Origin of the sequence: Bacillus cereus group sp. BfR-BA-01524, assembly GCF_022662595.1 — a bacterium.
GTDB classification, from domain to species: domain Bacteria; phylum Bacillota; class Bacilli; order Bacillales; family Bacillaceae_G; genus Bacillus_A; species Bacillus_A thuringiensis_S.
On sequence record NZ_JAKUDW010000004.1, the window covers coordinates 88,658 to 106,791 of the forward strand.

The following is an 18,134-nucleotide window of genomic DNA, read 5'->3' on the forward strand; positions in this document are numbered from 1 at the left end:
AATCTTCCCCTACTATTAATAGTTTTACACATCATATTTCAAAAGAGGCAGTAAACGACCCTTAAAGACAGTTGATGGTGTCTCTCCTATTAACTGTGCTCCCATTTTCAAGTAATATCCTTTTGCATTCGGATCACTATCAATTGTAAAACTTTTTAATCCTAGTTCATTGGCTTTTTCTATTACATACTCCCAAAGTATTTTCCCGTAACCTTTTCCTTTGTAATGAGGATGAATGTACAAGAAATCGAGAGCTTTATCATTACGTAAAAATGAGAAAAAACCAATCTTCGCATTATCGTTTACTAAAACATATACAAAATTATTTTTTATGTACTCTTCCGTAATTGTTAAATCTTCCTTACAAGCAAGTATGAATTCTTCACTATAATTCCACGTTGCTTTTGAATGTAGTGCGAGTTCACTTAATTCATTTGCTTCACTTAATAATGCTTCTCTTATCTTCATGGTTCTTTTTCCTCACTTTCAATATGTACACTACTAAATTGATTCGGAAAGCACTTCAAAAAAACCTTTAATTTCCATAAATTAGAAATTATTTTTATAAATCTTTATTATAATCAGTACGATTTTCAACAATTTTTTTAAAGAAAAAGAACGCCATCCCTAAAAGTTGGCGTTCTCTTTTTCTAAATTTTAATCTTCAAGCTCACTCATTCGTTTTACTATTTCGTACGATACAAACCTATACAGTTTCTACTACCGCTGCAAGCATTGTTCCATTTTTAGCATAATTCGTATGCCAAGAAAAAGCTTTTTCTAAAATATGAGGAGTTTGTCCACCTCTTGTTTTTGCTTCTTCGTAATAAGCACGTAGTTGATCACGATACATTGGATGTGCGCAATTCTCAATAATAAGTTCCACTCTTTCTCTTGGCGCAAGCCCTCTTAAGTCAGCATACCCCTGTTCAGTGACGATAACATCTACATCATGTTCTGTATGATCTACATGTGAAACGAAAGGAACGATGCTTGAAATGTTCCCACCCTTCGCAATCGATTTAGTAACAAAGATAGCTAGGCGTGCATTTCTTGCAAAATCGCCAGACCCACCAATACCATTCATCATTTTTGTACCTAAAACGTGAGTAGAGTTAACATTTCCGTATATATCTAATTCTAATGCAGTATTAATTGAGATTAATCCAAGGCGACGAATAATTTCAGGATGATTGGAAATCTCTTGTGGACGCATCATTAATTTGTCACGATATTTTTCAAAGTGAGAAAATACTTGTTGCATTTTCTCTTCAGAAAGCGTGATAGAACAACAAGAAGCAAAATTGACTTTTCCAGCATCCATAAGATCAAAAACTGCATCTTGTAAAACCTCGGAATATACTTCTAAATCTTCAAATTCTGAATCTAACATTCCATGCAATACGGCGTTAGCCACTGAACCAATTCCTGATTGTAACGGCGCTAAACGATTTGTTAATCGGCCTACTTTGACTTCTTCTCGAAGGAATTCTATTAAATGCTGTGCCATAATAACAGTTTCTTCATCCGGAGGAACAATTGTCGATGGCGAATCCAATTGATTCGTAAACACAATTCCCTTTACTTTTTCAGGATCAATTGGAATACCGATTGTTCCAATTCGGTCATCCGTTTTCACAAGCGGAATTGGAAGCCTCTCTCCTTGTTTACCTGGTTCATATAGATCATGTAGCCCCTCTAATTGCGCGGATTGAGCCATATTCATTTCAATAATAATAGACTTAGCATTTAAGGAAAACGCTAAGGAATTTCCAATTGAAGTGGTTGGAATAATCATTCCGTCCTCTGTAATCGCAACCGCTTCCAAAATAGCGAAATCTATATCTAGAACGTCAGCACGAAGTAACTCTGCTGTATGAGATAAGTGCTGATCTACAAATAAAAAGTCTCCGTTATTAATTCCTTTTCGCATTGTCGCATCAGCTTGGAAAGGCAATCGTTTCCCTAAAATTCCTGCCTCAGCAAATAATTTGTCTACATCCGAGCCTAAAGAAGCCCCAGTATAAACATTTACTTTAAAAGATTCATCATTCTTAACTCGGTTTACAAGCGCAAATGGGACTGCTTTCACATCACCTGCACGTGTAAACCCACTTAAGCCTAAAGTCATTCCACTTTGAATCCAGGAAGCTGCTTCTTCAGGTGTAACTACCCGATCTTTTAGACGTTGATCTCTGATTCTATCTAAATTGTTCTCCATATGTAATCCCTCTCTCATTGAATATTCATAATTATTTTACACATTAACACTATCAAAATAGGGATTTTAGTATACAATGCCGAAAATTCAGACAGAACAGCAAATCTAGGTTCTAAAGCAGAAAAATTTAGAATCCTAGAAGCTTACGGAAATAACTAGCGTATGATTGACTAACTGGTACCCTCTCACCATTATCCATCGAAAGTACAAAAGTAGAATGGGTATCAGGATAAATCGCTTTAATATGATTAACATTTACAATAAACGAACGGTGACATCTAATAAATGAATCTTTCGGAAGCAAGTATTCGAATTCTTGTAGAGAGTATTTATGTGTTCCTGATAACTCTTCTGAATTCACATACGTCTTTTTATCTTTAGCCTCTAAATACATAACCTTTGAAAAAGGAACCGGAATCCAGCCGTCTGTTGTTTTTAAAGTAACGACTGACTTTCCATCCGTTAAAGCTGGATAAATTGCCGTTACGCACCCTTCAAGCTTTCCATTGTTTGAAAATGGTACAGCCATTCCATGATAAGGAATACCAAAAACATCCCGATTAATAAACTCAGATGTTTTTTGATTCATCACCATCGATTTATGAGCAATCGTTCCTTCCTTTATAGGATCCCCGACACTAATCTTTAAATCAATTCGTTTACTTGGCCGGTAGTAAATATATTCTTTCGTATTCGAAACAGCAATTGAAATTTCATCTGAAAATAATTCACCAACAACATCTAGTAATAAACCTAACGTTCTATCTTCCATTCTATTAACACCTCATTCACTATTATACTACTATTATGAACGAGCATCTGTTGCTTTATAAAAAGTTTGATTTTAAGTTACTTTTAAAATTAGTTTTATTCACTATTACTTCGTTACTACCAAAAACCTCACTTCAGAAAAGTGAGGTTTCCTCTCATACAATATTTCTTTATTTTTTTAAAGACTCTAGTAACTTTTTAACAAAATAAATTGAATTATGCGAAGCAGATACACAATTATCTTCGAACACTTCTATGCCAGACGCTTCTTCTGTATCTGTTATTGATCTCACTGCTAAAAACGGAATCGTATTTGCATAGCAGACGTGGGCTATACTTGCAGTTTCCATATCTACACAAAGTGGATTGTATTTAGAGATTATTTCTGTACGACCACTCTCACTAATAAACGCTTCTCCAGTAACAACTTTTCCAAAATAAACATTTTGAGCGAATTGATTGTTCTCAACCACTTCTCTGCTTAATTCAAGCAGGTTTCTATCCGTTCTAAAATATACACTTTCCATCCAAGGATGATATTCAGTTAATATCCCTTCATCAACATCATGATATGCTATTTCTGTTGAAATTACTGTATCTCCAATTTTCAATACTTTGTCGATTGCTCCTGCAACACCTGTGACAATAATATGCGTTACATTGAATTTATCGATTAATATTTGAGTTGCAATAGCTGCATTAACTTTACATACACCACAATATAAGGCAACAACTTCTACATTCTCATATTTCCCACTGTGAAATGTTAACATCGCAAGATTCATTATTTCCTTATTAGACATTTCTTCAATAAAAGGCGTAATTTCATCTTCTGATGGACCGATAATTCCAAATCTCATACATTCATCTCCTTACTTACACAGAGCTTGCTATCTGTTTAATTATATAGAATAAGATTTATTTTTTATTAAGTAAAGTGAATTTAAGAATTTATTGCCCCTATTTCTGTATAATAAATAATCCCAAACTACAAACAGTTTGGGATTATCTTCCTCATTTATTATGCGCATCTAACCACGAAATTAAATCTTTAAATACTTCATCCTTATTTACTTCATGAAACATTTCATGTCTACCATTTTCATATAAACGTAGTGTCACGTCTTTCACACCACATTTTTTATAGTTTTCATATACTTCTTTTACACCTTTCCCCATATCGCCAACAGGATCACGATCACCAGAGAATATATGTATTGGAAGATTCTTTGGCGTCTTCTTGTATTCTTCTAGTTTATTTACTTCTAATACTCCAGAAAATAATTCTCGGTAAAAACTCGTCGTACAAATGAAACCACATAACGGATCCGCAATATATTTATCAACTTGATTATTATCTGAAGATAACCAATCAAATTTTGTACGATTTGGCTTAAAGTTCGAATTGAAGTTTCCGAAAGATAAAAAGTTTAACATTGGACTTTTCGTTTTTGCCCCGCGCAATTTCATTTCGATTGTTGCTACTTTATGACCAATAGCTCCTAAAAGCCCTGGATTTCCACCTGTTCCTGAAATCAGAAATCCATCGTATAGTTCACCCCTAAGTTGTACAGCACGTCTTGATAAAAAAGAACCCATACTATGTCCAAGTAAAAACAAAGGACTTGACTGCTCTTCTTTTATCCTTTCTGAAACAAAGATAACATCCGATACAACTTGATTCCACCCTATATTTGGTTCAAAATGACCATAATCTTCTTCTTTTTTTACTGTTTTCCCATGTCCTTTATGATCATGCGCATAAACACCATACCCTGCTTCCAATAAAGCATCTACAAATTCTGTATACACCCCTGCATGCTCTGTCATGCCATGTGCAATTTGAATAATTCCTCTCGGATCTCCTTCTGGTAACCATTTACGCAAATAAATTTCCGATCCATCCAATGCCGTAACGAAACTTTCCTGTACATTCATTTCGTCAGCCCCCAAATTTATTATGTATACCTTTAAGAAAAATGAATATCCATTCACTTTTCTTATTTTATATTATATGTAATTGCTTTCATTATGACAAATGATGTATTTTTCAGACTTGCTTTCAAACTAATCTCTTGACGAATCAAAAATAAAATTATATAGTTACTTACATAAAGTAATTATATAATTTTTAGGAGGTTTCTACTATTATGATGCCATCACTATTTTTAGCACATGGTTCGCCTATGCTCGCTATTCAAGATACAGACTATACACGATTTTTAAAAACACTTGGAGAAACATATAAACCGAAAGCAATTGTTATTTTCACTGCTCACTGGGAAAGTGAAGTATTAACGATTTCCTCATCAGATAACGAGTATGAAACAATTTATGATTTTGGAGGTTTCCCCCCTGAGTTATACGAAATCAAATATCGTGCGAAAGGCTCTTCTAGCATTGCATCTATGTTAGAAACAAAATTTAGAAACAAAGGTATTCCAGTCCATCATAATATGACGAGAGGTTTAGATCATGGTTCATGGACACTCCTGCACCGCATGTATCCAGAAGCAAATATTCCTGTCGTGCAAATATCAGTAAATCCATTCCTTTCTGCAAAAGAACAATTTGAAATTGGAGAAGCACTTAAAGGACTCGGACAAGAAGATATTTTAGTAATCGGTAGTGGCGTTACCGTTCATAATTTACGAGCACTGAAATGGAATCAAACTACTCCTGAAAAATGGGCAATTGAATTTGATGATTGGATTATTAAACATATGCAGAATAACGATAAAGATGCATTGTTTAATTGGGAGAATAATGCCCCTCATGCACAATTAGCAGTACCAAGAGCAGAGCATTTTGTTCCTTTGTTTATTGCAATGGGAAGTGGCGAGAATAGCGGTGAAGTCATTCACCGTAGTTATGAGCTTGGTACATTAAGTTATCTCTGTCTTCAATTTTAAAGAAAAGGATGAAGCAATCGTTGCTTCATCCTTTTTCTTTTTCATTCACTTAGTTAACTAACTTCCAAATGTCGTTTCTCTGATACTTCTTCGTTCTTATTATGAAAATAAACCCAAATACACGCAATAAATAATAGTGATGATGTAGAGAGGAAAACATATTGGAAGCCTGCATGCGCTGCAATTTGTCCCCCGAGCACTGGACCAATCATATTTCCTAAAAACTGAAACGACTGATTATATCCAAATATTCGTCCCGTAACATGGGTTGGTGTATGTTGTTTTAGTAGAGTTTGTACGGAAGGCAATAATCCTGCTTGTGCGATACCTAATAAAAATCGAAGAATTAATAGTTGCCAAGCTGAGGTTACAAATGCTTGCGGGATAAAAATAATTCCTGCTGCAAATAACGCTACAACTAACGTTTTTTGAGGACCGATATGATCTGATAATCTTCCTAGTCTTGGTGCTGCCAAAATAACTGCTAATCCTGTCGCTGACATAACTGCTCCCGCAATTGTTTCAATATGTGCAGTATGAGGACCTACTAAATTTTTCACGTACAATGTAACAATGGGTTGAACTGACATATTAGCAAGTTGAATAATAAATGTTGTTACAAATAAACTAATAATTAAATGCTTCGCTGGGACCATCGTCCATACTTTTTTCGGCTGTGTTTTTTTTGCTTGAGCAGAGTGATTTTCTTCATGCAGGAAGAAAAAAACGATGAGAAAGGAAAGGAATAAAAAAGCTCCTGTAACAAGAAAGACATGACGCATTCCAATTAACTCAGACAAATAACCTCCAAGTAACGGGCCAAGTAACGAACCGCTCACACCACCAGTTGAAATTGTAGAAATTGCCCAACCTGAATGTTCTTTCGGAGTTTCTGCTGCAATAAATGTCATCGCCGTTGAAAGGAAACCAGATACTGCTCCCATCAAAAATCTTAGTGCGACTAGTTGATACACATCCGTTACAAACCCCATAAGCGTCATAATAATCGCCATACCGAGGCTAGCACGAATCAGCATCAATTTCCGTCCATGTATATCACCAAGCTTTCCCCATATTGGTGACACGATCGCACCCATTAAAAATGTTATACCAAATGCAAGTCCCGACCACTGTGCAATACTAGAAGTGCCGGTTACTCCTAATTCCTCAATATAAAAAGATAAAAAAGGAATTACTAAACTCATACCGGCTGCAGTGGTAAAACAACCTAGCCAACAAATCATCAAATTTCGTTTCCAGCTGGCCATTTTCACACCTTCTTTCTTTAGATACCCATTCTACACCCTTTCTTGTAAAAAGTTTAGTAATTTGCTTTATATGTAAGATTTACTACAAAACCCGCTATTTTCTAGTAAAAACCACTACATCTCTACATCATTTTCATAATAAAACCAACTCCCCTAAATGAAGTTGGTTAATTATTATCTATCGGTATTAAACGAGCATTACAATTTCTCTCGTAAAACTCAATGGGACCTGCTTGTCCAATAATCGCATATTCATATCCATCTTGCTTCATATTATATAAACAATGATGCAATAATTCTTTTCCTACACCTTTCACACGATTTTGTTTCGCTATGCCCATCGGACCAAACAATCCTTTCTTTCCTCTCACTACATCGTAACAGGCGAAACCAATTATTACTTCCTCCTGCGGTGCAATATAGATAGGTAACTTTTCGTTATATGTCCGAAATCCATAAACAACCGACTGTAACCACCGTTCACCAAATTCATCCGCTACAAATCGTGATAACTTATCAAAATCAGAAGGACTAGCTCTTCTTATATGACAAAATAATGTATTATAAATAGATTTAAAACGATTTAAATCTACCACTAAGTCTCTCGGGACAGCTGTAATACGTAATATATCTTCTTGCATTTGTGTATGTATAAATTCACCAATATCTGTATCTATACGAAATAATGCATACATAATATGTCCTTCATTAATTACTACTTGCTGAAAGCGTTCCATACGTTTCTTCGCTATTTGTAAAATTTCTATCGCTTTATAAGATAGTTTATATTGCCCTATTTTTTTATATTCTTGATTATGTAACTCGAATCGTTTTCGTAACGAAAGTTTTTCTAAAAAATCTGGACCCACTTTATGAAACAAATACATAAATAACTCAGCGCAAACTCCTGTACCTTCTTTACACATACCTATAAACAGATGGACCGGGTGAATTATGTTACACTCACTCTCTTTTGCTGCAATCTCCAATATTTTATGCACACGTTTTGTAAATTGAAATTCCTCCATATGTATTTCCATCCTCTACTAATTTACTAACAAACCGTAACCATAAATAATTGAAACAATTACACCCACTACCAATATACCTGGAAGTAAATTTGCCACCTTGATTTTAATAATACTAAGCAAGTTCAATCCAATAGCAGATATCATAATGCCGCCCGTAGCCGTCATCTCCACTATAAATTGGTTCATTAATTCTTTCGGGACAAAACTATTAATTTGTGTTGCAAAAACTGCAATACCACCTTCATATAAAACAACTGGAATCGCCGAAAATACTACGCCAATTCCTAGAGTTGTCGTTAATATAATAGAAATAAATCCATCGATAATCGCCTTTGTAAATAAAATATCATGATTTCCGCGAATCCCACTGTCAAGTGCACCAAGTATCCCCATCGCGCCAATTGCAAAAATTAAAGTAGCTGTTACAAAACCTTCTGATATGCTACCTTTCCCTTTCGATCCAACTTTATTTTCTAGCCAATCCCCTAAATGTTTTAACTTTTCTTCTAATTGTAACCATTCTCCAATTACCGTACCAATCACTAAACTCAGTATGACAACAAGAAAGTTTTCACTTTTTAATGCCATTTGAAGCCCAAGCACAGTAACCGCTAAACCGATTGCGTGCATTATCGTCCCTTTCATACTTTCTGGAATCCTACTAAATAATTTACCAAGTAAAGTACCAAATATAATACAAATCCCATTTACAACTGCTCCTAATATAACCATTTCTCATTCTTCACCCTTCGAATTCTTTATTTCTATATTTTGGTTTATACATTGATTTACAGGTTATCTATATGTTAACTTAATATTGAGAATATTAACAAATGTTTTCCACTACATAACCCGCTATTTTTTGTAACTTTAATTACCTTTAATAGATTCAGTGTTAATTTAATTGCGGGATAATATTAAAAGGGAAGGTATATATGAAAACTTTACTAAAACGATTTTTGTTAATAGCCTTTTTCATTACACCGATTGTTTTATTAATCAATTACTCTTTTATTTCAAAAGCAAAAGACAAACCCGATTTGCAAAACAAATCTAGTAAAACCGCTTCAAAAAGCGAAAAGAAAATAGAAGACCAAGAAATCACACTCACCTTCTCTGGTGATACAATGTTTGATTGGCAATTACGTCCTATAATCGAAAAGAATGGGGCTGATTACCCATTCCAACATGTAAAAGAAGAAATAAAAAAAGCTGATATTTCTTTTGTGAATTTAGAGTCGGCATTTACAACGAAAGAAAAGAAAGCACCTGGGCAATTGTTTTGGATTAAAAGTGATCCATCTACACTACAAGCTATTAAAAACACTGGATATGACATCGTAAATATTGGGAATAACCACACACTTGATTATGGGCAAGATGGATTATTAGATACGATTTCTCACGTAGAAAAATTAAAGTTCCCTTACATTGGAGCCGGAAAAAATGCGAAAGATGCATATACAGCACGAGAAATGACCGTAAAAGGGAAAAAGTTCAAATTTCTTTCCTTCGTTCGATTTATGCCTGATTCTAATTGGGTAGCTGGTGAGAATAAACCTGGCGTTGCGAATGGCTATGATTTAAATCTTGTAACAAAAACAATTAAAGAACAAAAGAAAGATGCAGACTATTTAATCGTCTATATGCATTGGGGCGTTGAAAAATCAAATCGTCCGGTAGAATACCAAAAGCAATATGTACCTAAAATGGTTGAAGCAGGAGCTAACGCAATTGTCGGAAGCCATCCACATTGGTTACAAGGGTTTGAGTATTATAATAAAGTTCCTATCGCTTACTCATTAGGTAACTTTTTATTCCCGAGTTATGTGAATGGGAAAAGCGCTGAAACTGGCGTATTAACTTTAACTTTTAAAGGAAAGGATGTCCAAATGTCATTCAATCCTTATATCATTCGCAACAACCAAGTTTCCCCTGTAAATGAAGGAGAAAAGAAAAAAGCTCTTCAATATTTACAAACAATTTCAACTGATGTAGAAATTGATGATACAGGGAAAATAAAAAACAAACGAAACTAGACAGCTCAAGATCCATTTCTCCGTAATATACTTTACAGAATAGGTGATAAACATGCTGAAAGAGTTATTAGAAAATATAAACCTCTTAGAAAACATCTATAAAATGTCTATAGCAATCCTGCTTTTATGTTCCTTTTATTCTGTGAGACTATTAAAAAAAATAAAGCGAGAGAGAAATCTTACTCCCTTTGAATTTACAATGTATGTAATTATTCGCATTGCGATAATTTTTTGGTTAGCTAGCTTTATTCTTCTTGAATTTAATGAGTATCTAGTTTAACTATAAAAAAGATAGAACAAGCATTATTTTTCCCCGCTTGTATCTATCTTTTTTATTTGGGTGCTAACTCTTTCCTTCTATTAAATAAGTAAATCAAACAAAACAGGGTTTTTATTAAGCTCCATAAATTGAATATTATTTTCTTTAAAGCGAGTAATTAATTGCTCATAATCTTCTTTATGTTTTAATTCTACGCCGACTAATGCTGGACCATTTTCTTTATTATGTTTCTTAATATACTCAAAGCGCGTAATGTCATCTTCTGGTCCTAATCCTTTATCAAGAAATTCTCTTAGCGCACCTGAACGCTGCGGAAATTCAATGATGAAATAATGCTTTAACCCTTCATAAATGAGAGAACGTTCTTTCATTTCTTGCATTCTATCAATATCATTATTTCCACCACTTAGCGTACATACAACTGTTTTACCTTTTATTTCATCTCTATATAAATCAAGCGCTGCAATAGAGAGTGCACCAGCCGGTTCAGCTACAATCGCATTTTTCTTATACAGTTCTAAAATCGTCGTACAAACTTTCCCCTCTGGTACTAAAATAATATCGTCAATTACATCTTTACAAGTTTCAAATGTTAACTTTCCTACTTTTTTAACAGCTGCCCCATCAACAAAACTATCTATTTTCTCCAATGCTACATTTTCATTTTGAAGAAAAGCCTCTTTCATAGATGCAGCTCCCATTGGCTCTACACCAATAACCTTTGTAGTAGGACTAACACCTTTTACATATGTACCAACTCCTGATGCTAATCCACCACCGCCAATTGCTGTAAAGATATAATCAACTGATTTCTCCATATCATGCATAATTTCAACTGCCACTGTCCCTTGACCTGCAACGACATACGGATCATCAAACGGATGAACAAATGTCATCTTATTTTCTTCACAATAGCGCTGTGCTTCTTGGAAAGAGCTATCGAATGTATCACCAACTAATACAATCTCTGCGAAATCACCACCGAAAAATTGTACTTGTGATACTTTTTGTTTCGGTGTTGTTGTGGGCATAAATATTTTTGACGTAATCTTCAATAAATTACACGTATAAGCAACTCCTTGCGCATGATTACCAGCACTTGCGCAAACAACACCGTTTTGTAATTTTTCTTTCGGTAAGCTTTGAATTAAATTGTACGCACCACGAATTTTGAAAGAGCGAATTAATTGTAAGTCTTCTCGTTTTACATAAACGTCACAATCATATTTCTCAGACAAAACTGTATCACGTTGTAACGGTGTTTTAATAACGATATCTTTCAGGCAATTATGCGCCATTAAGATATCTTCAATTTTCACTCTCTCCTTTACCTTTTGCACCATTATATATCATCCTTATCTCTTTTAAATTGGCTCAATCAAAATGTGGGATTTTCAGAACAGCCCCTGTATTCGCCGATGTTACCATTTGTGCATAACGTCCAAGCCAGCCAGTTTTTACTTTCGGTTCTGGTCGTTTCCATTCTTTTTTACGATTTTCTAATTCTTCATCACTCACTCTTACTTCTAGTAAGCGTTCTTCAACATCAATACATACAATATCCCCTTGTTCAAGAAGTGCAATCGTTCCACCAGCTGCTGCTTCTGGTGAAATATGTCCTACTGAAATTCCACGTGAAGCTCCAGAGAAACGTCCATCCGTTAATAATGCAACCTCAGCACCTAATCCCATTCCAGCAATTGCTGATGTTGGGGCTAACATTTCTGGCATACCAGGGCCACCTCTTGGTCCTTCATAACGAATGACAACTACATCTCCTTTTTTCACTTTCCCAAGCATAATGCCAGCAAGTGCCTCATCTTGTGAATTAAAAATAACGCAAGGCCCTTCAAAACGCTTTACCTCTGTTGCACCGCTTTTAATAACCGCTCCATCTTTAGCAAGATTTCCTTTTAATATACGTAAGCCCCCCTCTTCACTATGAGGGTTTTCGAGAGAGTGAATAACCTCCTTATCTTTAATCTCTGCCTCAGCGATATTTTCTCTTAATGTTTGCCCAGTAGCAGTTATTCGATCAAGATGAAGTACTCCTTCTTTCCGGCTCATCTCTTTCAAAATTGCACTAATCCCGCCCGCACGATCAATATCTTCCATATGCCAATTTGAGGCTGGACTTACTTTACATAAATGAGGTACACGTCTTGAAACTGCATCAATTCGGTTCATATCATAATCTAGTCCTGCCTCTTGTGCGAGTGCTAGCGTATGTAATACTGTATTCGTTGATCCACCCATCGCCATATCAAGTGCAAAAGCATCGTCAATCGCTTCTTCTGTTACAATATCACGCGGCTTAATATCTCTTTCAATTAAAATTTTCAATTTCTCTGCTGCTTGTTTAATTAACTCTTCGCGTCTTGGATCAATTGCTAAAATACTCCCGTTACCAGGAAGAGCTAAACCTAACACTTCACATAAACAATTCATAGAGTTCGCGGTAAACATACCCGAACAAGAGCCACAAGATGGACAGCCATGATCTTCAATATCTTTTAATTCTTCTTCTGAAATTTTCCCAGATTGATAAGCTCCTACTCCTTCAAAAACGGAACTCAGGTCAACAACTTCTCCTTTAGATGTTTTTCCTGCTGCCATCGGGCCGCCTGAAACAAACACAGTCGGAATATTAATACGTAGTGCAGCCATCATCATACCTGGTGTAATTTTGTCACAGTTTGGGATACAAATCATGCCGTCAAACCAGTGTGCATTTACAACCGTTTCTACTGAATCTGCAATAATTTCACGACTCGGAAGAGAATAACGCATACCGATATGTCCCATCGCAATACCATCGTCAACTCCAATTGTATTGAATTCGAATGGTACCATACCTGCCGCGCGAACTGCCTCTTTTACAAGTTTCCCAAACTCGTTCAAGTGTTTATGCCCTGGAATAATTTCAATAAAAGAATTACAAATCGCTATGAAAGGTTTATCAAAATCTTCATCTTTCAAACCAGTTGCTTTTAATAAACTACGATGCGGTGCTTTATCAAAACCTTTTTTAATCATGTCACTTCTCATCTTGTCAAATCCCCTCTTACATATTTTTCATTTATACTCTCTTACTCTATTTCTTTACTAATTCTTTCGGTGCATGAATCCAGCTCATCATTTCACGAAGCTCTGCTCCTACTTTTTCTAACTGATGATTTTGCTCTGCTTTTTTCATTGCATTATACGTCGGACGCCCTGCTTGATTTTCTAAAATCCATTTCTTCGCAAATTCACCTTGCTGAATTTCCGTAAGAACACGCTTCATTTCCTTCTTCGTTTCATCTGTAACAATTCTCGATCCTGTTACATAATCTCCAAACTCTGCCGTATCTGAAATAGAATGGCGCATAGTCGTTAATCCACCTTCGTACATTAAATCGACAATTAGCTTTAATTCATGCAAACATTCAAAGTATGCAATTTCAGGACGATACCCACCTTCCGTTAACGTTTCGAATCCAGCCTTCACAAGTGCAGTTACCCCGCCGCAAAGTACAGCTTGCTCTCCAAATAAGTCCGTTTCGGTTTCTTCTTGGAATGTCGTTTCAATTACCCCCGCACGTGTACACCCTACACCTTTTGCATACGCCAGTGCTACATGTAGCGCTGTTCCCGTCGCATCTTGATGCACTGCGACTAATGCTGGAACACCATTTCCTTCTTGAAATACACGGCGAACGAGATGACCTGGACTTTTTGGCGCGACCATCGCTACATCTACGTAACTTGGCGGATTAATTTGTCCGAAGTGAATGTTAAATCCATGCGAGAAAAGTAACATTTGTCCTTCACGAAGATTCTCTTCTACCTCTGCTTTATACACATGAGCTTGCTGTTCATCTGGCAATAACATTTGTACAACTTGTGCGGTTCGAACCGCTTCTGAAACAGACATTACTTCAAATCCATCAGCTTTCGCTACTTCATACGACTTACCAGGACGAACACCAACTACAACTTCTACACCAGAATCACGTAAATTTTGTGCTTGCGCATGACCTTGTGATCCATAACCAACTACTGCAACAGTTTTTCCTTGTAATAACTCTACATTTGCATCTTTTTCATAATATGTTTTCATATTCCATACACCCCTTATAATTTATTTACTTGCAGAACATCAATTAATTTTTTCAACTGACTAACAAGTAATATCGCTTCATTTTCAGTACAAACTGCTGTGAGTTTCATTTCAGAAACACCACTAGTATCTCTTTCGTTTAAATGTAAAGAAGAAATATAATAACCACGCCGAGCAAAAATCCCACTTATACGTAATAAGACGCTTGGCTCGTTATGAATAACGAGTGAAAAAGTATGACTCATTCTTCCCACCTCTTCATAATCATTTCGTTATTCCCTTTGTTTGGCGGAACCATCGGAAATACGTTTTCACCTTCTTCTACACAAAAATCAACTACGACAGGACCTTCGTGAGCAAATGCTTCTAACATCACTTGTTTTGCCTCGGTTGAATTTGTTGCTCTTAATCCCTTTACTCCATAAGCTTCTGCTACTTTCACAAAATCTGGTGATCCAATTTTTGATTCTGATAAACGATTTTCATAAAACATTTCTTGCCATTGCCTTACCATCCCTAAAAATTTGTTATTTATGATAAATACTTTTACAGGGATGTTATTTTCAGCAATTGTTTGTAGTTCTTGAATGTTCATTTGAAAAGAAGCGTCACCTGCAATACAAATGACAAGTTCTTCTTTTTTAGCTAGCTGAGCACCAATTGCTGCTGGAAAACCAAACCCCATTGTTCCTAATCCTCCAGAGGTAAGGAACGTCCGAGGTTTTCTTGCTTTATAGAAGTGAGCAGCCCACATTTGATGCTGACCTACTTCTGTTGTGACAATCGCTTCACCATTCGTTAATTCACTTACTAAGTTGATCACATGCTGTGGTTTTAACTCAGATTCTTTTTGCTTATAAGAAAGTGGATATTCTTCTTTCCATGTCTTTACTTTCTGAAGCCATTCGTCTGTTTGTGTATAAATAGACATATGTAACAGCATGTGTAACGCTTTTTTTACATCACCAACAATCGGATGTTCTACAGTTACATTTTTATGAAACTCAGAAGAATCAATATCAATATGTACTTTTTTCGAGTTTGGAGAAAAAAGTTCTAATTTTCCTGTTACACGATCATCGAAGCGAACACCTAATGCAAGTAGTAAATCACATTCTGTTACCGCCATATTAGCAGCGTATGTCCCATGCATACCAAGCATCCCTAGAAACAATGGATCATCCGGTGGATATGCACCAAGTCCCATTAAAGTTGAAACGACTGGAATACGGTTCTCCCTTGCGAATTCGAAGAGTTCATCGGATCCACCTGAATGAATGACACCTCCTCCAATATAAAGAAGTGGACGCTTAGATTTTGAAATTGCTTTAGCCACCTCTCTAAGTTTCATGCTGTCTGGTACAAGTTCTGGTTTGTACCCCGGAATATCAACTTCTTCATTAAAGAAACTGGTGACTTTTGCATTTTGAACATCTTTTGGAATATCAATTAATACTGGTCCCGTGCGCCCGCTTTTGGCGATGTAAAAAGCTTCTTGCACAATTCGTGATACATGATTCACATCACGAACCTGGTAATTATGCTTCGTAACAGGTACTGTAATTCCGACAACATCCGCTTCTTGAAATCCATCTTTACCAATTAAAGGCGTTGCAACTTGCCCGGTAATGACAACTAAAGGAATCGAATCCATATAAGCGTCTGCTAAACCCGTAACTAAATTTGTCGCCCCTGGGCCAGAGGTAGCAAAGACTACCCCGACCTTTCCAGAAGCTCTCGCATATCCTTCAGCCGCATGAATGGCAGCTTGTTCATGACGAGTTAAAACATGTTTCAAACCACTTTCGTATAAAGCATCGTATATTGGCAAGATTGCTCCGCCCGGATAGCCGAAAACGGTCGTTACACCTAATCTCTTTAAACATTGAATCACATGCCCAGCGCCTGTCATTTCTTCATACTGTAATTTCTCATACGCTGTATACTGCTGCTTCATTTCCATTAACTCCTCTCCTTATTTACGCTAAGCTTTCCGTCAGCCCGGGAACACGTACTCCTCTTTCTCTCGTTAATTTTTTAAATTCTTCGGTCAATTGTTTCGTTACACTTCCTGGTTTCCCATCTCCAATTTCTCTCGAATCAACTTTTACAACTGGAATTAACTCCGCTGCTGTTCCTGTTAAAAATACTTCATCCGCTACATATACATCATGGCGAGTGAACGGTCTTTCCTCACACGGAATACTCAGTCGCTCACATAGCTCGATAACACTATTTCTCGTAATACCTTCTAATGCTCCTAAATAGGATGGCGGGGTTAATACTTTTCCATCTTTCACAACGAAAACATTATCACCAGAACCTTCACAAACATATCCTTGTTGATTTAACATAAGAGCCTCTAACACTCCTGCTTGCGCCGCTTCAATTTTTACAAGTACGTTATTTAAATAATTCATTGACTTAATACGTGGATCTAACGCGTCTGGTGTATTACGTCTCGATGCAACAGATACAACGCTTAGCCCATTATCATAAAATTCTTGTGGGAATAACTTTAATTGTTCTGCAATGATAATTACGCTCGGCTTCACACAACTTCTCGGATCGAGCCCTAAGTCACCTTTTCCTCTTGAGACAATTAAGCGAATGTAAGCATCAGTATATTCATTTTTTTGAAGTGTATGTAAAACTGCTTCTTCCATTTCTTCTACCGTCATCGGAATTGTTAGTAAAATAGATTTCGCTGATTCATACAATCGTTTCACATGTTCTTTTAAACAAAATACATTTCCTCCGTAACTACGAATCCCTTCAAATACACCGTCCCCGTATAAAAAACCGTGATCATATACTGAAACAACTGCCTTTTCTTTTTCTACAAATTCCCCATTCATGTAAATGTACTGGTTTCCCATCTCACATCGCTCCTCTTTTTTCTCTATTTTTTGCAATCTATTTCTACATCGATTGCTGAGATGAGTATTTTTAACAGAACATTCAGTATATAACCCTTAAAAATATACTCGTCTCAACAATCGATTACTTACATACTTGTAGCAATCCATTGCTGAGACGAGGGAATCGTGGTACCACTCAGCTTCCTTATACTTCTCACGAAATATAAGCTCTGCAAGTCCAATTAGACTTTTGTTTTTCTATCGGGAACAACCCCGCTACTTTTTACTAGTTTTCAAAAGTAGTGCTCCAAGGTGATTTTCAATGAGTGAATTGTTACCACCCTCACAGCCTCGGGGCAGCTCTCTGAAACAATCTTTATCATTTACTCTCCTCTTCTACGCATTCTCTTCTTCTATTTTTAAAAATAAAAACTCTCGCCTCAGCAATCAACTACTACAATTTAGTAGCTTTGATTGCTGAGGCGAGAGTTTCGCGTTACCACTCAGCTTCCTTATACTTCTCACGAAATATAAGCTTTGTAGGTCCAATCAGACCTCCGTCCTTTTACCGGAGACGATGCCGCCGCCCTCTACTCAGTTTCCCTTTCGTAAGCGATGCTCCGAGGTGATCTTCAATGATTCGATTGTT

General features: G+C 36.2%; 17 protein-coding genes and 1 other annotated feature. Of the genes, 3 read left to right on the forward strand and 14 right to left on the reverse strand.

Annotation, left to right across the window (positions count from 1 at the left end; all coding sequences use genetic code 11):
- Nucleotides 1–24: 24 nt before the first annotated feature.
- From MR170_RS02520 to MR170_RS02540, 5 genes are all read right to left on the reverse strand, one after another.
- The gene (locus MR170_RS02520) at nucleotides 25–468 is read right to left on the reverse strand and encodes a GNAT family N-acetyltransferase (protein ID WP_029441985.1); all 444 of its coding nucleotides are present in this window, start codon (nucleotides 466–468) and stop codon (nucleotides 25–27) included.
- Nucleotides 469–706: 238 nt separating this feature from the next.
- Entirely contained in the window at nucleotides 707–2,221 is a 1,515-nt protein-coding gene (locus MR170_RS02525) for an acetyl-CoA hydrolase/transferase family protein (protein ID WP_242307069.1), read from the reverse strand.
- A 127-nt stretch (nucleotides 2,222–2,348) separates the two neighbouring features.
- Nucleotides 2,349–2,993 carry a LytTR family DNA-binding domain-containing protein gene (locus MR170_RS02530; protein ID WP_029441983.1) on the reverse strand — a complete coding sequence of 215 codons (645 nt, stop codon included), beginning with the start codon at nucleotides 2,991–2,993 and terminating at the stop codon, nucleotides 2,349–2,351.
- Nucleotides 2,994–3,162: 169 nt separating this feature from the next.
- Nucleotides 3,163–3,852 carry a 5'-methylthioadenosine/adenosylhomocysteine nucleosidase gene (locus MR170_RS02535; RefSeq protein ID WP_242307071.1) on the reverse strand — a complete coding sequence of 230 codons (690 nt, stop codon included), beginning with the start codon at nucleotides 3,850–3,852 and terminating at the stop codon, nucleotides 3,163–3,165.
- Nucleotides 3,853–4,006: 154 nt separating this feature from the next.
- Nucleotides 4,007–4,930 carry an alpha/beta hydrolase gene (locus MR170_RS02540; RefSeq protein WP_001102583.1) on the reverse strand — a complete coding sequence of 308 codons (924 nt, stop codon included), beginning with the start codon at nucleotides 4,928–4,930 and terminating at the stop codon, nucleotides 4,007–4,009.
- Between the two features lie 212 nt (nucleotides 4,931–5,142).
- Here MR170_RS02540 and MR170_RS02545 point away from each other — a divergent pair, with 212 nt between their 5' ends.
- Nucleotides 5,143–5,904 (forward strand): DODA-type extradiol aromatic ring-opening family dioxygenase, encoded by a 762-nt coding sequence (locus tag MR170_RS02545; RefSeq protein ID WP_242307075.1) that lies wholly within the window; start codon nucleotides 5,143–5,145, stop codon nucleotides 5,902–5,904.
- A gap of 53 nt (nucleotides 5,905–5,957) precedes the next feature.
- On the opposite strand, the gene MR170_RS02550 is transcribed toward MR170_RS02545, so the two are convergent.
- The 3 genes from MR170_RS02550 to MR170_RS02560 form a co-directional block, all read right to left on the reverse strand.
- A complete protein-coding gene (locus MR170_RS02550; RefSeq protein ID WP_048565308.1) occupies nucleotides 5,958–7,172 on the reverse strand; it encodes a multidrug efflux MFS transporter in 1,215 nt (404 codons plus the stop codon).
- Between the two features lie 167 nt (nucleotides 7,173–7,339).
- Nucleotides 7,340–8,200, reverse strand: a complete 861-nt coding sequence (locus MR170_RS02555) for a GNAT family N-acetyltransferase (protein ID WP_242307076.1) — start codon at nucleotides 8,198–8,200, stop codon at nucleotides 7,340–7,342.
- A gap of 18 nt (nucleotides 8,201–8,218) precedes the next feature.
- On the reverse strand, nucleotides 8,219–8,935 hold the full coding sequence (locus tag MR170_RS02560) for a DUF554 domain-containing protein (RefSeq protein ID WP_000236030.1): 717 nt from the start codon (nucleotides 8,933–8,935) through the stop codon (nucleotides 8,219–8,221).
- 203 nt (nucleotides 8,936–9,138) lie between these two features.
- Here MR170_RS02560 and MR170_RS02565 point away from each other — a divergent pair, with 203 nt between their 5' ends.
- On the forward strand, nucleotides 9,139–10,242 hold the full coding sequence (locus MR170_RS02565) for a CapA family protein (protein WP_000854536.1): 1,104 nt from the start codon (nucleotides 9,139–9,141) through the stop codon (nucleotides 10,240–10,242).
- A 52-nt stretch (nucleotides 10,243–10,294) separates the two neighbouring features.
- Nucleotides 10,295–10,522 (forward strand): hypothetical protein, encoded by a 228-nt coding sequence (locus tag MR170_RS02570; RefSeq protein WP_242307077.1) that lies wholly within the window; start codon nucleotides 10,295–10,297, stop codon nucleotides 10,520–10,522.
- Nucleotides 10,523–10,602: 80 nt separating this feature from the next.
- Here MR170_RS02570 and ilvA read toward each other — a convergent pair whose 3' ends face one another.
- From ilvA to ilvE, 6 genes are read right to left on the reverse strand one after another with little or no spacing between them, the layout of a single operon-like run.
- On the reverse strand, nucleotides 10,603–11,865 hold the full coding sequence (gene ilvA / locus MR170_RS02575) for a threonine ammonia-lyase IlvA (protein ID WP_000250319.1): 1,263 nt from the start codon (nucleotides 11,863–11,865) through the stop codon (nucleotides 10,603–10,605).
- Nucleotides 11,866–11,896: 31 nt separating this feature from the next.
- Nucleotides 11,897–13,570, reverse strand: coding sequence for a dihydroxy-acid dehydratase (gene ilvD / locus MR170_RS02580; RefSeq protein ID WP_242307079.1), 1,674 nt, complete (start codon nucleotides 13,568–13,570; stop codon nucleotides 11,897–11,899).
- 46 nt (nucleotides 13,571–13,616) lie between these two features.
- Nucleotides 13,617–14,624, reverse strand: coding sequence for a ketol-acid reductoisomerase (gene ilvC, locus MR170_RS02585; protein ID WP_000861143.1), 1,008 nt, complete (start codon nucleotides 14,622–14,624; stop codon nucleotides 13,617–13,619).
- A gap of 14 nt (nucleotides 14,625–14,638) precedes the next feature.
- The gene (locus MR170_RS02590; RefSeq protein ID WP_016082082.1) at nucleotides 14,639–14,869 is read right to left on the reverse strand and encodes an ACT domain-containing protein; all 231 of its coding nucleotides are present in this window, start codon (nucleotides 14,867–14,869) and stop codon (nucleotides 14,639–14,641) included.
- Nucleotides 14,866–16,581, reverse strand: coding sequence for an acetolactate synthase large subunit (gene ilvB, locus MR170_RS02595; RefSeq protein WP_242307081.1), 1,716 nt, complete (start codon nucleotides 16,579–16,581; stop codon nucleotides 14,866–14,868). Before ilvB ends, MR170_RS02590 begins: the two co-directional genes overlap by 4 nt.
- Before the next feature lie 22 nt (nucleotides 16,582–16,603).
- Nucleotides 16,604–17,503 (reverse strand): branched-chain-amino-acid transaminase, encoded by a 900-nt coding sequence (ilvE, locus tag MR170_RS02600; protein WP_000528161.1) that lies wholly within the window; start codon nucleotides 17,501–17,503, stop codon nucleotides 16,604–16,606.
- Nucleotides 17,504–17,653: 150 nt separating this feature from the next.
- Nucleotides 17,654–17,893 (reverse strand) — a binding site (T-box leader).
- Between the last annotated feature and the right edge of the window lie 241 nt (nucleotides 17,894–18,134).

Excerpts from the sequence above, each read along its gene's own strand:
- MR170_RS02520 (WP_029441985.1), bottom strand. The coding sequence starts at position 468 with ATGAAGATAAGAGAAGCATTATTAAGTGAAGCAAATGAATTAAGTGAA.
- MR170_RS02525 (WP_242307069.1), bottom strand. The coding sequence starts at position 2,221 with ATGGAGAACAATTTAGATAGAATCAGAGATCAACGTCTAAAAGATCGG.
- MR170_RS02530 (WP_029441983.1), bottom strand. The coding sequence starts at position 2,993 with ATGGAAGATAGAACGTTAGGTTTATTACTAGATGTTGTTGGTGAATTA.
- MR170_RS02535 (WP_242307071.1), bottom strand. The coding sequence starts at position 3,852 with ATGAGATTTGGAATTATCGGTCCATCAGAAGATGAAATTACGCCTTTT.
- MR170_RS02540 (WP_001102583.1), bottom strand. The coding sequence starts at position 4,930 with ATGAATGTACAGGAAAGTTTCGTTACGGCATTGGATGGATCGGAAATT.
- MR170_RS02545 (WP_242307075.1), top strand. The coding sequence starts at position 5,143 with ATGATGCCATCACTATTTTTAGCACATGGTTCGCCTATGCTCGCTATT.
- MR170_RS02550 (WP_048565308.1), bottom strand. The coding sequence starts at position 7,172 with ATGGCCAGCTGGAAACGAAATTTGATGATTTGTTGGCTAGGTTGTTTT.
- MR170_RS02555 (WP_242307076.1), bottom strand. The coding sequence starts at position 8,200 with ATGGAGGAATTTCAATTTACAAAACGTGTGCATAAAATATTGGAGATT.
- MR170_RS02560 (WP_000236030.1), bottom strand. The coding sequence starts at position 8,935 with ATGGTTATATTAGGAGCAGTTGTAAATGGGATTTGTATTATATTTGGT.
- MR170_RS02565 (WP_000854536.1), top strand. The coding sequence starts at position 9,139 with ATGAAAACTTTACTAAAACGATTTTTGTTAATAGCCTTTTTCATTACA.
- MR170_RS02570 (WP_242307077.1), top strand. The coding sequence starts at position 10,295 with ATGCTGAAAGAGTTATTAGAAAATATAAACCTCTTAGAAAACATCTAT.
- ilvA (WP_000250319.1), bottom strand. The coding sequence starts at position 11,865 with ATGGTGCAAAAGGTAAAGGAGAGAGTGAAAATTGAAGATATCTTAATG.
- ilvD (WP_242307079.1), bottom strand. The coding sequence starts at position 13,570 with ATGAGAAGTGACATGATTAAAAAAGGTTTTGATAAAGCACCGCATCGT.
- ilvC (WP_000861143.1), bottom strand. The coding sequence starts at position 14,624 with ATGAAAACATATTATGAAAAAGATGCAAATGTAGAGTTATTACAAGGA.
- MR170_RS02590 (WP_016082082.1), bottom strand. The coding sequence starts at position 14,869 with ATGAGTCATACTTTTTCACTCGTTATTCATAACGAGCCAAGCGTCTTA.
- ilvB (WP_242307081.1), bottom strand. The coding sequence starts at position 16,581 with ATGAAGCAGCAGTATACAGCGTATGAGAAATTACAGTATGAAGAAATG.
- ilvE (WP_000528161.1), bottom strand. The coding sequence starts at position 17,503 with ATGGGAAACCAGTACATTTACATGAATGGGGAATTTGTAGAAAAAGAA.